14 protein-coding genes are annotated in these 14,845 nt (G+C 43.4%); 3 read left to right on the top strand and 11 right to left on the bottom strand.

What is annotated here, in order from left to right; translation table 11 throughout:
* Window positions 1-9: 9 nt before the first annotated feature.
* From C1A07_RS09615 to C1A07_RS09565, 11 genes are all read right to left on the bottom strand, one after another.
* Window positions 10-1,329, bottom strand: coding sequence for a Na+/H+ antiporter NhaC family protein (locus tag C1A07_RS09615; RefSeq protein ID WP_101876920.1), 1,320 nt, complete (start codon window positions 1,327-1,329; stop codon window positions 10-12).
* Between the two features lie 52 nt (window positions 1,330-1,381).
* A complete protein-coding gene (locus C1A07_RS09610) occupies window positions 1,382-1,741 on the bottom strand; it encodes a cupin domain-containing protein (RefSeq protein WP_101876919.1) in 360 nt (119 codons plus the stop codon).
* A 30-nt stretch (window positions 1,742-1,771) separates the two neighbouring features.
* A complete protein-coding gene (locus C1A07_RS09605; RefSeq protein ID WP_145996050.1) occupies window positions 1,772-2,968 on the bottom strand; it encodes a M24 family metallopeptidase in 1,197 nt (398 codons plus the stop codon).
* Between the two features lie 53 nt (window positions 2,969-3,021).
* Window positions 3,022-4,374 (bottom strand): Na+/H+ antiporter NhaC family protein, encoded by a 1,353-nt coding sequence (locus C1A07_RS09600; RefSeq protein WP_101876917.1) that lies wholly within the window; start codon window positions 4,372-4,374, stop codon window positions 3,022-3,024.
* A gap of 53 nt (window positions 4,375-4,427) precedes the next feature.
* Entirely contained in the window at window positions 4,428-5,819 is a 1,392-nt protein-coding gene (locus tag C1A07_RS09595; protein WP_101876916.1) for a tryptophanase, read from the bottom strand.
* A 218-nt stretch (window positions 5,820-6,037) separates the two neighbouring features.
* The gene (locus tag C1A07_RS09590; RefSeq protein ID WP_101876915.1) at window positions 6,038-6,952 is read right to left on the bottom strand and encodes a LysR family transcriptional regulator; all 915 of its coding nucleotides are present in this window, start codon (window positions 6,950-6,952) and stop codon (window positions 6,038-6,040) included.
* A gap of 196 nt (window positions 6,953-7,148) precedes the next feature.
* Window positions 7,149-7,562, bottom strand: a complete 414-nt coding sequence (locus C1A07_RS09585) for a type II toxin-antitoxin system PemK/MazF family toxin (RefSeq protein ID WP_101876914.1) — start codon at window positions 7,560-7,562, stop codon at window positions 7,149-7,151.
* Between the two features lie 86 nt (window positions 7,563-7,648).
* Window positions 7,649-8,479: a hypothetical protein gene (locus tag C1A07_RS09580; RefSeq protein ID WP_101876913.1), complete on the bottom strand. Its 831-nt coding sequence runs from the start codon at window positions 8,477-8,479 to the stop codon at window positions 7,649-7,651.
* A gap of 82 nt (window positions 8,480-8,561) precedes the next feature.
* A complete protein-coding gene (locus C1A07_RS09575) occupies window positions 8,562-9,755 on the bottom strand; it encodes a phosphopentomutase (protein ID WP_101876912.1) in 1,194 nt (397 codons plus the stop codon).
* A gap of 29 nt (window positions 9,756-9,784) precedes the next feature.
* Window positions 9,785-10,561 (bottom strand): uridine phosphorylase, encoded by a 777-nt coding sequence (udp, locus tag C1A07_RS09570; RefSeq protein ID WP_101876911.1) that lies wholly within the window; start codon window positions 10,559-10,561, stop codon window positions 9,785-9,787.
* Window positions 10,561-11,901 carry a D-serine ammonia-lyase gene (locus C1A07_RS09565; protein ID WP_101876910.1) on the bottom strand — a complete coding sequence of 447 codons (1,341 nt, stop codon included), beginning with the start codon at window positions 11,899-11,901 and terminating at the stop codon, window positions 10,561-10,563. Before C1A07_RS09565 ends, udp begins: the two co-directional genes overlap by 1 nt.
* A gap of 93 nt (window positions 11,902-11,994) precedes the next feature.
* Here C1A07_RS09565 and C1A07_RS09560 point away from each other — a divergent pair, with 93 nt between their 5' ends.
* From C1A07_RS09560 to sdaAA, 3 genes are all read left to right on the top strand, one after another.
* Window positions 11,995-13,008 (top strand): linear amide C-N hydrolase, encoded by a 1,014-nt coding sequence (locus C1A07_RS09560; protein ID WP_101876909.1) that lies wholly within the window; start codon window positions 11,995-11,997, stop codon window positions 13,006-13,008.
* Window positions 13,009-13,209: 201 nt separating this feature from the next.
* A complete protein-coding gene (gene sdaAB, locus C1A07_RS09555; protein WP_101878105.1) occupies window positions 13,210-13,869 on the top strand; it encodes an L-serine ammonia-lyase, iron-sulfur-dependent subunit beta in 660 nt (219 codons plus the stop codon).
* Window positions 13,870-13,882: 13 nt separating this feature from the next.
* The gene (sdaAA, locus tag C1A07_RS09550) at window positions 13,883-14,827 is read left to right on the top strand and encodes an L-serine ammonia-lyase, iron-sulfur-dependent, subunit alpha (protein WP_101876908.1); all 945 of its coding nucleotides are present in this window, start codon (window positions 13,883-13,885) and stop codon (window positions 14,825-14,827) included.
* The last annotated feature ends 18 nt before the right edge of the window (window positions 14,828-14,845 follow it).

Raw genomic sequence — 14,845 nt, 5'->3', positions numbered from 1 at the left:
AAAAAACTGTTACTGCTGTTTTCCTTCTTTTTTCGTAAATAAATATACAATCGGCACTAAATACAGAAAAACGCTGTAAAAAATCGCCGCTGTGCCTACTCCCAGCATAGCTAACGGAGCTGTGGCCGCCACAGACCAGGGGATTAATCCAGCTGTTAAAATAATAGAATTGCACACATCTGCCGCTTTCTCCTGTGGATCTGTGTAAACGCCGCCTAACATTTGCTCTGCCATAATAATTCCTATTGTCTGGTTGCAAAAAAGTCCGCCGGAGCAAAAGCTGACTATAAGCTGAGCGGGAAAACGGCCTATTTTCTCCCCAAGAACTCCCGCCTGTTTCTGTATTTTCTCCAACATCCCCGTCCCTTTAAAAATCCCTGAATATGCGCTGGATATAATAACAATGGCCAGAACATTTTTCATAGATATAATGCCTCCTCCCAAAAAAACGGCTTTTAACATTTCTGAATCTGGAGAATAGCCGAAAAACGCCCACATAAGTGCAGATTTTATGCTTTTTCCCTGAACATACACTGATATAACTAAAGCTAAAAGTCCGCTGATTCCCACAGCATAAAATACTTTCATGCCTCCTAATGCCAGACACAGCAGCGCCGCTGCCGGAATCAGTACAGGCCAGGTTAAGAAAAACTCTGTTTTCATTTCATTTAAAATTCCGCTGTCAATCGAAGAAATAGGGTTTCTCAATGACAAGAACAGATATATAAGTATTGTAAAAATAGTGGGAATTATGCTTGTCTTCAGCATTATTTTTAAGTTTTCTCTGCTGTCTGCTTTCGATAATGTAACTGCCAGCAGGGCAGAGCTGGAGGCCGGCGAACATCTTTCCCCAAAATACGCCCCGCTCATAATCGCCCCTGCAGTTATTATTTCATTTACTCCTCCGCTTCTTGCCAAAATCATCAGCACAACCCCTGCTGTGCCTGTGACTCCAAAGCTAGTGCCAATTCCAAAAGATAACACTGCAGTCAGCAAAAATGCCATAAGAATAAATAAGTTGGGGGTAATCATTTTAATGCCGTAATAAACAAAAAAGGCAATGGTTCCGCTGGCTCTCCACAAAGCAGTAAGACAGCCGATTAAAACCAGCACCCGCAGCACTGTATATGAAGTTTTTACTCCATCCCACGCCATTTTCCCAAGAGATGCAAAGGCAAATCCCCTTTTCATTCCTACAGAAATAAAGCATAAAAGCCCCAGCAAAAGGGCATAAAGTAAGGGGGCTTTTAAGGTTAAACAAGCCAGTACTCCGGCCAGAAATATTATAAAAGCAATTAGTAAGTCCATTTTTCTCCACTTTCTAAACATATAAAAAGAGTGCCGCCAATTCCTTTTGCAACACTCTTTTTACGTCTGCAAGTCACTGTTGATTATGATTATAAAGCACCATGGCTAAAAATACCAGTTCTTTATCACCTACATTTTCTATACTGTGACTGCTGCCATCCCGGCACTGCATCATATCTCCTGGACACAGAATTCTCTCTTCCCCATCGTCCACTACCTTTGCAGTTCCCTCTAATATATAGTAGATTTCATATTCTCCTGTATGCTGGTGGTATCCGATGGAACCTCCAGGCGGAATCACTGCCCTTCCAAAAAAGGAACCTGCCCCGTAAGACTCCTCTGCTTCCAAAAACTTAGCCGCGTCTACGGCCAGCTTTCCTCCCCTCATATTTTCATAGTGATTTACACCCATTTCCTTTGCCGTTCTGACCATGTTTTCCTCCTTCTCCAGGCTGTTCCTTCTTTAATAATCGATGGAAATCAAATTCTGTGGAATCTGACTGATTCTTTTTCCGCCTTGTTTTGTCACTGTGAAGTTGTCGATACATATGGCTGCTGCATCCTTATTTTTACATCTGGGATGCATGGAAAAATACATATTTTCCTTCAGAACCATTGTCTCCTCCGGACAGAATATAGGGCGGTCTACAATATCATAGCCCTGGCCATGTGCATAAAAGTGGCCTTCTTCCACATATCCGGCTGCTGCCAGTCTTCTGTTTCCCTCCAGGAAAATATCTCCCGGATTCGCCCCGGGAACGCACATGGCAGCCAGATCATTTTCCAGGCGCACTGCATCCCTCCATGCCTGCTCCATAGCCGGCGAAGGCTCTCCCATACAATAGGTTCTTCCCAGCTCGGCCCAGATTCCTCCCGGCCCGGCCAGTTCTACCAGAATATACACATAATCCCCCTTTTGAATTCTATTATTCTGATATAAATACAGATTGCCTCCCGGCGTGTAAGGATGAGCCCCTGTCAGCACTAAAAAGTCAGAGCAATACATGTCGTCTGCCAAATGGCGGAGAGCCAAAGACACCTCTCTTTCCGTTCTGCCCACCCGGAGAATAGACGGAACTGCCGCCAGCACATCCTCATGGAGAGCTACTGCCCTGGCGCATTGCTCCAGCTCATAAGGTGATTTTACAGCCTTAATTTCATCCATCATATTCGTAGCGTCTGTAAAGGTCACGTCCTTTAAAGACTCTGTCATATATTTATAAACGCCTGCAGGCAGTATATTCATGGCTACAAAGCCTACTTTTTTCCACTTGTGGCGGCGGATAATTTTGCAGAATTCTTCTGCAGGATAAGTATCTGTAAAGCAAATGGACGGCAGAAACGGTACAGAAATATTGTCTAATGTCTGCCTGCAGCACTGGTAATCTCCACAGGCCTTTCCGCCCCAATCTCCATGGCCCACTATGCTGATCCCCTCCTGGGAAAATAAAAATCCGTGAGGGTAAACAGGCACCTGAAGATCAGTTAAATACTTCTGAACACCGCCAAAAATCTGATTATCTCCCCACAGCACCAGACAGTCTATTTCATTTTTCTTCATAGCCTCTCTGGTTACTTTCCAGCGCCGCTCCATTTCCTTTTCATCTGTGCGGAATCTAAATCTGTCAGGATTGTCCCCTTCCATAGAAAATCTTCTCACTGTTTTTCCCACCTTCCCCTCTGTTCTTATAATTTAAAATTATATTGACCTGGTTATAAAATAAAGCCTAAAATCCCGTACAGAGCAGTACAAATCACAAGGGTAATGAGACGGTATGGGGCCAATATTTTTGATAAATCTACTGGATCTACTCCCGCTGAGGTAGCCGGAAGAATTACATTGTCTGAAATAGGGGAAGACTGATCCCCAAATAATGATCCGCTAAGCATAGCCGCTGTAGTTAAAGGCAGACTGGCTCCTGTAGTAACAGCCAATGGCAGGCTTAACGGCACTACAATAACAGCTGACGCGCTTAAACTTCCTGTGGCATAGGAAATAATACAGCACAAAAGGAATGTAATTAAAGGAACCAGATGAATACTTAAAAATCCGCTTACCATATTTACCATATAGCCTGCAAATCCTAAATCTGTTACTACAATTCCAAATGCAAAGGCAAACACCAAAATCAGGTAAATCCCCGCCATGTCCTGAAAGCCTCTGACTATACAGCCAGTCAGCTTGTTAAAAGAAACGCTGCCTTTCACAAGGTCATATACAGCCGCTGTTACTGTTCCGATTAAAATACCGGCAGTAATTGTTGGCTTTCCAATAAGCATGGAGACAGAGGCCAGACCAATTAACAAAAGCGTAATAGGAAGAATAAACGCCCAAATGTCTGCCTTTACCTCCGGTCCGCCTAAAACGTCTCTCATTTCCTCATCATCTGTAAAAACCTCATCTGTGGCGCTGGTTTTCATTGCATATTCAATCTTTTTCATACGCCCTAAATCCGGAAAAATCCCAAAGGCAATCAGCCCGGCCATAATAATAGAAATAAATGCAAAGAAAAAGTAGGGCCAGCTGGATAAATATATAGTGAATCCGTCCATGTCCAGGGCTGAAATCAGGCCGCTGACAAAGATTAACATTAAGCCAAAGGGAAGCAGCGTACCTGTGTTAGAGCACACAGAGGCCACAATCAAAGCCGACTTTTCTTTAGGCAGCTTTGTTTTATAAATAGCTGGTCTCATAAAACGGCTGATGCTGATTTGTCCCAGAGAACCTGCTACTCCCAGAAGAAGGCTGATGAAGAAGATGGAGATTGCCGTCTGTCTGGAGCTTTTGATCCTTTTCTCCGACCACTCTGCAAAGGCCTTAAAGCCGCCTCCCTGCTTAATAAAGTTCAGCATAATGCCTAACAGCATCATACACATTAAAATACTGCCGTTGCTGCCGATTCCCCTGATAAAGTATTCATCTACAATAGGCGGGATAAACCCTGCTCCGTTGAGAATTACAGAGCCAATTACGATTCCTACAAACAGGGATGCCAAAACGTTTTTGCTGCAAAGGGCAAGTACAATTACCACAACTGGTGGAATTACTGATAAAAATGTGTTCATACTTTTCACTCCTTTTCACTTTTAAATTTATACCGCCTACCATATCTGGATTTTTACTGCTGCACAGGCTCCAGATGTGCCTGAAAATGTCTTAAAATCGGAGGCTCCCATGTAATACGGTAGCCATGGTTAATCTGGCCGGCCCGCTCTTTAATGGCAATTAAGGCGTCCGCTATAATGTCTAAATGAGCCTGAGTGTATACTCTTCTGGGAATTGCCAGCCTGGTAAATTCAAAATCAGCATGAAGCTGTTTTCCTGTATCCGGGTCGTTGCCCAGCATATAGGAGCCAATGTCGCAGGCCCTGATTCCCGCTTCTTTATAAAGCTCAACGCCCAGCACCTGACCTGGGAATTCATAATAGGGAATCTGCGGGAACATAGCGGCAGCGTCTACAAATACGCCGTGGCCTCCAACCGGCGACTGATAAGCAATGCCTGCATCATCCAGCCTGGATGCTAAATACTCCATCTGACCGATACGGTACTCCAGATAATCGTCGTTTATCCCCTCATAAAGACCAATAGCCAAAGCCTCCATATCTCGTCCTGCCAGTCCGCCATATGTATAAAATCCCTCATAACTAATACAATTTGCCTTAATTTTTAAAATCAGCGGCGATTTTTCATCCTTGATTCCGATTAGTCCGCCAATATTTACAATTCCGTCCTTTTTGGCAGACATTGTAAACATATCTCCATAGCTGAACATGCAGCGGATAATCTCCTTTATGCTCATGTTTTTACATTCCTCTTCATCCCGCTTTACAAAGTAGGCGTTTTCCGCAAAACGGGCGGCGTCTATATCTAAAGGAATATTATATTTCTTGCAGATCTGTGAAACCTGCCGCATATTTTCCAGAGAAACCGGCTGACCTCCCGCTGAATTATTGGTAATTGTCATAACTACTAAACCTATATTTTCAGCCCCATGCTCTAAAATTAGTTCCTCCAGCTTCTTTACATCCATGTTGCCCTTAAAGGGAGCTCTTTTAGCCGGATTTTTGGCTTCTTCTACTACACAGTCAATTGCTCTGGCTCCGGCCAGCTCTACATGAGCCCTTGTAGTGTCAAAAAACATATTAGAAACAGCAAATTTTCCAGGGCCTAAAAGAACCGGAAACAGTACTTTTTCAGCAGCTCTCCCCTGATGGACAGGCTGAATATATTGGTAACCAAAAATGTCCTGGCCTGCTGCCCTTAAACGATAGTAACTGGAAGCCCCGGCATATGCTTCATCCCCCTGCATAACCCCGGCCCACTGAAAGGAGCTCATTGCATTTGTGCCTGAGTCGGTAAGCAAATCAATATAACAATCCTCCCCCTTCAGGCCAAACATATTATAATGGGCTTCCTTTATTTTCTCTTCTCTTTCCTGTCTGGTCAACATCTTGATCGGCTCCACCATTTTAATTCGGAAAGGTTCCGGAACATATTTGTTTGCCATAACTTATATCCTCCTTATCTGTTTTTATCTCACTTTTGTGCTTATATTGTAATCATCTGACTTTTACTGTTATAAGCGCTCAATACCTGATTTCAGGCTCTTATTGTGTGATTTTTTATATTTTTATCTTAACATAAACAGATAAAACAGCATAATACAAAAGCTTCATACGCTGGTTATAACCTGAAGGCATAACCAAAAACCTATTGTTGATTCTCCTATATTTTCTCCTTTCCGTAATACTTCTGAAGCAGGCTGACAAAAGTCTGAGCTTCTGAAGATAATCTTTCCTTACACCGTTTAATCCAGCCCATTTCTACGCTGACGTCACAGTTTTCAATGGGAATTACTTTTAAGCCGTGCCGTTCATAATCAGGTCTGCTAAGCCACAGGCTGAAAGCAAAAATGTCTGTTTCCTTCATCAGATTAATGGTGGCGGCGCCATTGTTTAAATAAACTGCTCTTTTAAATTCTGACAAACTAACCCCGTCTATAATCAGATATGTAGTTAAGGCTGAAAAGTAATCATCCGGCGGCCGTACTACCGTATAATTCAACAGCTGGCGCATATTGACAGCAGAGCTGTGAAACAGAGGATTATTAGGCCCCACTACTGCATACCAGGTGTCTGTGGCTACTAGATGAAACTCCAGGTTATGATAATCCAGAAGACGGTAAACCTCCTTACTCTGGGCATTATTAATATGCAGCACGCCAATCTCCGAGCGAAGGCCGGATACATCTTCCGCAATCTGGTTAATCCGGGATTCCCGCAAAGTAAAAATAATATTTTTTCCTTGATACAGGCTATAATATTGGCTGAGAAGGCTGGTGGAAAGCAGATTTGGATATACAGATACAGATATTACGCTGGGAATTTCCTCTGTGGAAATCTTAGAAATCAAGTCAAACTGATTTAAGATATTCTTTGTATACATATATAACTTTTTTCCGTCCTCTGTTAAAGAAACACCTCTGTTATTTCTCTCAAAAATTTTTATATTCAGCTCAGCTTCCATACAGGATATTACTTTACTTAGACTTGGCTGAGAAACAAAAAGCTGATCCGCCGCTTTATTCATACTCCCTGTTTCTGCTATCTGAAGAAAATACTTTAAATGCTGAAGCTGCATATGCCATTCTCCTTCCTTATTATCTGCCAAATCACATTTTTTATATAATTATGTAAATATGACTGAATATTGCCCCTGAATTCCCCTTAATATTTCAATTTTATCAATAACAACAGCAAAAAGCAAGAAAAAATACCCTTATATTCTGCATCATGTTTTTTACATGCCGTAAAATATAAGGGTATTTAAAAATAAGTTACGCTGTGCGGTATTTTCTTCCTGCCATAGTCTGAAATACACATCCTAAGCTTATTGCTAAAGCCTTATCCACATGTTCCATCTGGATTTCCCCCAAATGTCCTATGTATTCCCTCAGCCTGTTTTTGTCAATGGTTCTTATCTGCTCTGTCAGCACCACAGAATCCTGCTTTAACCCGGATGTCTCTTCTTTCAGATAAACATGGGTGGGCAGCATAGCCTTTGTCATTTTGCTGGTCATTACAGTTACAATTACTGTTGGGCTGTACTTATTTCCCACATTATTTTGTATTACGACTACCGGCCTTACGCCTCCCTGCTCTGAACCAGTTACAGGAGACAGATCTGCATAAAACAAGTCTCCTCTTTCAATGATCTGCGTACATTTGTCCTGCTCTCTATCTTTTCCCATAAGGCTTTCCTCCTGATATCTTATCTCTTTTCCTTTTATTGATATCAGGAGTATTGCCCGACAAATGATTTTTAAACAGCTTGTTTTTATTTTATTCCTTTTAAATATTCTACCATTTCATCTACAGTATAAGTAAATTCCACATCTACTGTAGAATTCTGATTTACCAAAAATTCGCTGAGGCCGTATTCTGTGCCGTTGTCCGCATAATCGTATGTATAGCCCAGCCTTGTCCATGGATACCAGGAGTCAAAGTAGGACCAAATAATATTCTGGTCAAACCACTGTTTATACTCCTCATCTACATCTTCGGGCAGCTGCACAAGTACCTGGTCGTCTGCAGCATCCGGGTTATAGGCTGGCCTGGTTAAATCCTCCGGGTCTGCCCAAAGGGCTGAAAAATGAGTGTGGCTGCCGTCTGCAGGCATCCCTAAAAGCATCTCAAATCTGGCTGTCCAGCCCTCCTTTGGCGTTGTCCCATCTCCGTAATTTTCTGCAAACCAGGCTTCCATCTCCGGCAAGCTAGTAACCCAGACTTGTCCGAATTCTGTAACAGCCTTCTGGCCTGGCACATAGCTTTCAGGATAACGATGAAAAGTCAGTATAAGGACTTTTCCCTCATCATTCCATCTAACTAAATCCTCCTCTTTGCTAATTGCCAAAACAGGAAGAATCTCTTCCTCCTCAATGGTCATAGCGTCCTTTGAAGCCAGGTTATACAGCTCCTCCCAGCCTTCTTCCCCAGAAGACGCTGCACTTTTTGTATCTTCTGTACTTTCCGCGCCTACTGTATTTTCTGTAAGCCCCGGGCTGCCGCCTCTTCCGGATGCAAAAGGCACAGAAACAGCAACAGTAAAGGCCATGGCAATAATTAATGTAAACACATTAATTTTCTTTTCCAGTAAAAATTTTTTCATTCTCCCTAATCCTTTCTAAAATCTCCCTGTATAAAGTAGCAATTAAGGTCAGTGTACATGCTTTCTATATACATTTTACTACTCATACGGACAAAAGATCTAATAAGGAGGTTCCAATGCAGCCATCAGGCATTTTCACCTGAAAGTTGCAGGCGATTGTAGCTCCAATTACAGCAAAGGTTTCCTGTTCTGGCAGCGGGCCTCCTGCCTCCATAGACGGCGACCAGGCTATAAAGGGAACCTTCTCTCTGGTGTGATCTGTTCCAGTATAAGTCGGGTCATTGCCATGATCAGCTGTTAAAATCAACAGATCGTCTTCCTTTAAAGCATTCATCAGCTCTCCCAGCTTTTTGTCAAACCTTTCCAGCTCTTTTGCATAACCTTCCACATTTCTTCTGTGCCCCCACAGGGCGTCAAAATCTACCAGATTTGTAAAACACAGTCCTGTGAAAGACTTGCCGGCTATTTCTATCGTCTGCTCCATTCCGTGAACAGAGGATTTAGATTTATAAGCTTCTGTTAAACCCTCCCCGTCAAAAATATCAAATATTTTTCCTACTGATATCACATCATATCCCTTATCTTTTAAGGCATTTAATACAGTGGGGCCAAAAGGCTTTAATGCATAGTCGTGGCGGTTGGAGGTTCTTACAAACTCTCCTTTTTTCTTTCCAGTATATGACCTGGCAATCACGCGCCCTACCTTCCACTGATCTTTTAAGGTCAGTTCTCTGGCAATCTCACAATAGTGATATAAGGTTTCCAGGCCCATTGTTTCTTCATTTCCACATATCTGCAAAACAGAATCCGCCGAGGTATAAACAATTAAATGACCTTTGTTTATTTCTTCCTCCCCCAGCTCATCTAATATTTCCGTGCCGCTGGCGCTTTTATTTCCAATAATCACCCGCCCTGTTCTTTTTGACAGCTCATCTATCAGCTCCTTGGGAAATCCGTGTTCAGTAAATGTTTTAAAAGGCGAGGTAATATAAAGGCCCATCATCTCCCAGTGGCCTGTCATTGTGTCTTTTCCAAGGCTTTTTTCCTTTAAAGCCGTATATTTTCCCAAAGGCTCCTTTGCCGGATTTACGCCGTGCAGAGGGCGGATGTTTCCTATCCCCAGCCTTTGCAAATTAGGTATGTGAAACTGCTTTGTATTTTCTGCAATATGCCCCAAGGTATCGGCTCCAGCATCCCCGTAATCTTTGGCTTCCTCCATGGCTCCAATTCCCAAGGAATCCAGCACCACTGTAAATATTCTTTTATATCTTCTCATTGCTTCCTGCACCTTCCTGTTCTGTCAATTCATTTTCTGTCTTCCTGAATCAGCCTTCTGACAGCTTCTATTCCCACTTTAATAGGAGCTTCTGTGTCATGGACAATAGGATTATCCAGTCCGGCTGCCTCTCTTTCCTGATTTCCCACTACCAAAAAATCTGATCCGCATCGAACCTTTAAATAGCTGGCTACAATAAACAAAGCCGCCGACTCCATCTCAGAGGCCTTACAGCCTAAACGCTTCCATGCCTCCCACTTATTTAAAAGCTCATAGCTGACAGGCATTTTTTCTGGTTCATGCTGGCCGTAAAAAGCGTCCTTGCACTGGACGACTCCCGTATGACATGTGTATCCTAAGGCTTTTCCCGCTGCTATTAAAGCGTTTGTCACGTCCAGATCTGCAACTGCCGGAAACTCTATAGGAGCATATTCCCTGCTGGTGCCTTCCATGCGGACAGCGCCTGTGGCAATTACAATATCGCCGCCTTTTACATTTATATCAATGCCGCCGCACGTTCCCACTCTGATAAATGTATCTGCTCCGCACTTCACTAATTCCTCCATTGCAATAGAGGCCGACGGACCGCCGATTCCTGTAGATGTAACGCTGACCATTTCCCCGTCTAAATAACCTGTGTAGGTAACGTACTCTCTGCTGTCAGCCACCAGTTTACTGTGGTCAAAATATGCGGCGATTTTTTCACATCTTTTAGGATCTCCCGGTAAAATCACATAGCGGCCTACATCGCCTTTTCTGATTTGTAAATGATACTGCAATCCTGCTTCCCCTGAATAATTCTGCATCAAAATACCTCCTTATGAAATTCTTCGCCGGCAGCTAAATATGCCTTTGCCTCTTTTTCAGGAACCATATTTCCTCCTGTGGCCCAGGCAATGTGAACAGCCTGCTCCATATAATTTGTCAGCCCTTCATTTTCTATATATTGCCTGAAGCCTTCCCCTTGCAGAAATACGGCAAAGGAGGCACATGCCGACGGTTCTATAAAAATATTTTCTGTCTCCATAAGATCCTTCATCAGCTGGTACAGCTTTTTATCCTCAATAGTGCTGATTCCACTGACGTATTTTTCCATCAGCTTTCCTACAAAAGCAGAAGGCCGTCCTACAGCCAGACCGTCCGCCTCTGTTTTCCCGCTGATTCCGAAGTCCTGAACGCAAACCTTATGGTGCAGACCTGTAGCCATTCCAAACAACATACAACATGCCTGCACAGGCTCTGTAAAAAAGCAATGTACATGATTGCCGTAAATCTGCTTTAAACCATAAGCCACCCCTCCCGGAGCTCCCCCAATTCCGCAGGGCAGATACACAAACAAAGGATGCTCCCTGTCTACCTGTATTTTCATCTCCTCCAGCTGCCTTTTTACTCTTTCTCCTGCAACTGCATATCCCAGGAATAAATCTTCTGAATTTTCATCATCCACAAAATAGCTCATAGGATCTGAATCAGATTCCTTCCTCCCTTGAGCGACAGCCGCGCCATAGTCAGACTTATATTCTATTACCTGCACTCCCTTGCTTCTTAAAAGGTCCTTTTTCCACTGCCTAGCATCCGCCGACATATGTACAATCACCTGAAATCCCAGCTTAGCACTTATAATTCCAATACTAAGTCCTAAATTGCCAGTAGAGCCAACCTGTATTTTATATTGGCCGAAAAACTTTCTAAACTCCGGCCCAGCCAGCTTGCTGTAATCCTCCTCAGGGCTTAATAAACCGGCCAAAAGCGCCAGCTGCTCTGCATATTTTAAAATCTCATAAATTCCTCCTCTGGCTTTTACTGATCCGGATATTGGCAGATGGCTGTCCATTTTTAAAAGTAATTTTCCTGAAATTCCTGCGTTCCATTTTATATTTAAATTTTTCTTCATCTCAGGTATTTCTCTTAATTCAGATTCAATAATGCCTTCTGATTTACTGGTCTCAGGAAATACTTTTTGTATATATGGGGCAAATCGCTTTAATCTTTCCCCGGCGTCCCTGATTTTCAGGCTGGATATCTCCACATCTGCCTGTGTATTCTGCCCTGTCTTATTAGGATTCAGCCACAGCGTCTCCTTTCCTCTGGCAGCTAAGCCAACCTCCGGGATTGTGTCCATATAGTATTCCATCTCCTGTTTCATTTTTTGACTCCCCTCTTATCTATCTTACCTATTTCATAAAACCTTAGCCTTCCATCATATACATAACCATACTTTTATTTCAGGAAGGTTTTTATGTGCACAGCAATTACTTTAAAAACATCTGACAATCACTATTTTTTAGGCCGCACCATGGATTTTTCTTATCCTTTAGACCCTTCTATTTATATTGTTCCTAAAAATTATAAATGGGACAATATTTTAAACACCTGCCGTTTTCAAAATGATTATTCCTTTATAGGCATTGGACAGGATATTTCCCCTGTAGTTTTTGCCGATGGAGTAAATGAAAAGGGCTTTGCCGCAGCATCCTTGTATTTCCCCGGTTACGCCTCATACGATTCTTTTGAATCCGGCGAAAAACAGGTTCAAGGTTCCTCCGGCCCTTCTGTGGCTGCCATTGAGCTTGTACGTTTTTTACTAAGCTTCTGTTCCTCTGTTCAGGAGGCTGCTTCCCTGCTGCAGACTGTTCAGATTGTGGGTACAACAGATGCCGTCACCAATTCTGTGGCTCCCCTCCACTGGATTACAGCAGATTCATCAGGCAGCTGCATGGTAATTGAAAAAACCAGAACCGGCCTTCATCTCTGGAATAATCCTGTAGGCGTACTGTCCAACAGTCCTGATTTTTCATGGCATATGACTAATCTGCGCAATTATATGAATATTCAGCCTGTCCAGACGGAAAATCAGCAGTGGAGCAGCGTAGATTTATCTCCATTTGGCCAGGGCGCCGGCACCTTCGGCCTTCCCGGGGATTATACCCCTCCCTCCAGATTTGTAAGAGCCGCTTATTTAAAAAGCCATATTGTTCCTCCTGAAACATGGGAAGAGGGAGTTCTCTCTGGCTTTCACATTATGGAAAACTTATCCCTCCCTAAAGGAGCTGTTATTACAAGCAGAAATACTGTGGACTATACTCAATATAAGGCCTTTATTAATCTTTCCACCAGAACATATTACTTCAGCACTTATAATAATCCTCAGATTTTTTCTGCCTCATTGTCAGACATATCTTTTAACGGCGCAGATTTAGTCTCTTTAGGTAAACTCCAGCGGCCTGCTGCATTTACAAACATAAAAAATTAATATTCCTGCATCTTTTATATGTTGATAATATTATATGACAAATACTGTTTTCTCTGCAAGATATTATAAAATAGATTAGATTTATTTTATTTTTATCTTCTCTAATTTATAATTCCAGGGTATAATATGAACACTTGGCCTGGCTTTGTCAGGCCTGTGAGAATTACAAACGCCGCCTGTCGGCGAAGAAAGGCGCCTATTATGAATGTTTTTGATATTCTGGGACCAGTAATGATCGGCCCTTCCAGCTCCCACACTGCCGGAGCAGCCAGAATCGGACGTATTACCAGAGCTCTTTTAGGCTCTCCGGCTGTGCAGGCAAAAATCCTTCTGCACGGATCCTTTGCCAAAACATATAGGGGGCATGGTACTGACAAGGCCTTAATTGCCGGTATTATGGGAATGACAACTGATGATGAGAGAATTCGTTTCTCTCCTGAATTAGCTGAGAAATCAGGATTAAAGGTGGAGATTACCACTGGAGAAATTGAAGGGGCACATCCCAACACTGCACAAATTACTTTAACAAATGACCAGGGACGTACTGTCAGCCTGCAGGGCAGCAGTATAGGCGGAGGAAATATTATTGTAAATAAGGTAAACGGCATGGAGGTCTGTATTACAGGTCAATACACCACTCTAATTGTGCTTCACCGGGACGCGCCGGGCACGATTGCTTCTGTTACCGAGGTGGTCGCTGAGGCAGGAGCCAATATCTGCAATTTCCGGCTGTCCAGACAGGAAAAGGGCGGGGATGCAGTTATGACTATAGAGCTGGAGGGCTCTATTGACTGTTCCTTAAATCAGAAAATTAAACATCTGCCTAATATTTACTCCAGCACTATGCTGGAGCCTATATAATCAGGAGGTCCCCATGGAATTTGATTTTAATTATTGCTCTGTATCTTCTCTCACTGCCGCGGCAAAAAAAGCAGGCTGTTCCATTTCCCATTTAGTTTTAAAACAGCAGGCCGTGCAGATGGAGCAGACAGAAGAGCAGATATTTTGTCATATGGAGAAAAATTATGAGGTAATGGCAGCCTGTATTTCCCCGGGAAGCCAGGAAGATCTGCGCAGCACCAGCGGTTTAACTGGAGGCAGCGCATATAAGATGAAGCAAGTTCATTTATCGGGAAATAGTCTGACAGGCTCCCTTATGTCAGGAGCCTTGTACAGGGCATTAGCAGTGTCTGAGTTAAATGCCGCTATGGGCCGGATTGTGGCTGCCCCCACAGCGGGCAGCTGCGGGATTCTTCCGGCTGCTATATTGACTATGGAACAGGAGCAAAAATGTTCCCGGAAAGATTGTATTATGTCTCTATTTACAGCTTCTGCAGTTGGAATGGTTATTGCCAACAACGCCTCTTTAGCCGGCGCTCAGGGAGGCTGTCAGGCAGAGTGCGGGTCTGCAGCCGCTATGGCCGCCGCCGCTATTGTTGAACTGGCGGGAGGCACGCCGGAAATGGTAGAGCAGGCAGTAGCTATTGCCTTAAAAAATATTTTAGGGCTTGTGTGCGACCCTGTAGCAGGGCTTGTGGAAATTCCCTGTATTAAGAGAAACGCCTCTGGTGTTGCAGGGGCCTTTGTGGCCGCGGAGCTGGCTATTGCAGGCATTGAAAGCGCAATTCCTGCCGACGAGGTTATATGGGCCATGAAAAAGGTGGGGGACGCCATGTCCTCCTCTTTGAAAGAAACTGCAGAAGGCGGCCTGGCCGCCACACCTACTGGCAAAAAGCTTCACCAGCAGGTATTTGGCTCCTTTGACGGATCTTCAGATAAAGCTTCAGGCTGTTCTTTCTGCAAAGGATGCAGCAGTTAGAACTTATTACTACCTATG

The organism is Lachnoclostridium edouardi, assembly GCF_900240245.1.
GTDB lineage: Bacteria > Bacillota > Clostridia > Lachnospirales > Lachnospiraceae > Lachnoclostridium_A > Lachnoclostridium_A edouardi.
Note: the sequence above shows the minus strand (reverse complement) of the source record. Positions and strands in the feature narration are given on the sequence as shown.

Bases quoted from the DNA above. Each gene is read 5' to 3' on its own strand.
- C1A07_RS09595 (WP_101876916.1), bottom strand. From the start codon at position 5,819: ATGGCAAACAAATATGTTCCGGAACCTTTCCGAATTAAAATGGTGGAG.
- C1A07_RS09600 (WP_101876917.1), bottom strand. From the start codon at position 4,374: ATGAACACATTTTTATCAGTAATTCCACCAGTTGTGGTAATTGTACTT.
- sdaAA (WP_101876908.1), top strand. From the start codon at position 13,883: ATGGAATTTGATTTTAATTATTGCTCTGTATCTTCTCTCACTGCCGCG.
- C1A07_RS09565 (WP_101876910.1), bottom strand. From the start codon at position 11,901: ATGAAACAGGAGATGGAATACTATATGGACACAATCCCGGAGGTTGGC.
- udp (WP_101876911.1), bottom strand. From the start codon at position 10,561: ATGCAGAATTATTCAGGGGAAGCAGGATTGCAGTATCATTTACAAATC.
- C1A07_RS09580 (WP_101876913.1), bottom strand. From the start codon at position 8,479: ATGAAAAAATTTTTACTGGAAAAGAAAATTAATGTGTTTACATTAATT.
- C1A07_RS09575 (WP_101876912.1), bottom strand. From the start codon at position 9,755: ATGAGAAGATATAAAAGAATATTTACAGTGGTGCTGGATTCCTTGGGA.
- C1A07_RS09590 (WP_101876915.1), bottom strand. From the start codon at position 6,952: ATGCAGCTTCAGCATTTAAAGTATTTTCTTCAGATAGCAGAAACAGGG.
- sdaAB (WP_101878105.1), top strand. From the start codon at position 13,210: ATGAATGTTTTTGATATTCTGGGACCAGTAATGATCGGCCCTTCCAGC.
- C1A07_RS09585 (WP_101876914.1), bottom strand. From the start codon at position 7,562: ATGGGAAAAGATAGAGAGCAGGACAAATGTACGCAGATCATTGAAAGA.
- C1A07_RS09615 (WP_101876920.1), bottom strand. From the start codon at position 1,329: ATGTTTAGAAAGTGGAGAAAAATGGACTTACTAATTGCTTTTATAATA.
- C1A07_RS09610 (WP_101876919.1), bottom strand. From the start codon at position 1,741: ATGGTCAGAACGGCAAAGGAAATGGGTGTAAATCACTATGAAAATATG.
- C1A07_RS09560 (WP_101876909.1), top strand. From the start codon at position 11,995: ATGTGCACAGCAATTACTTTAAAAACATCTGACAATCACTATTTTTTA.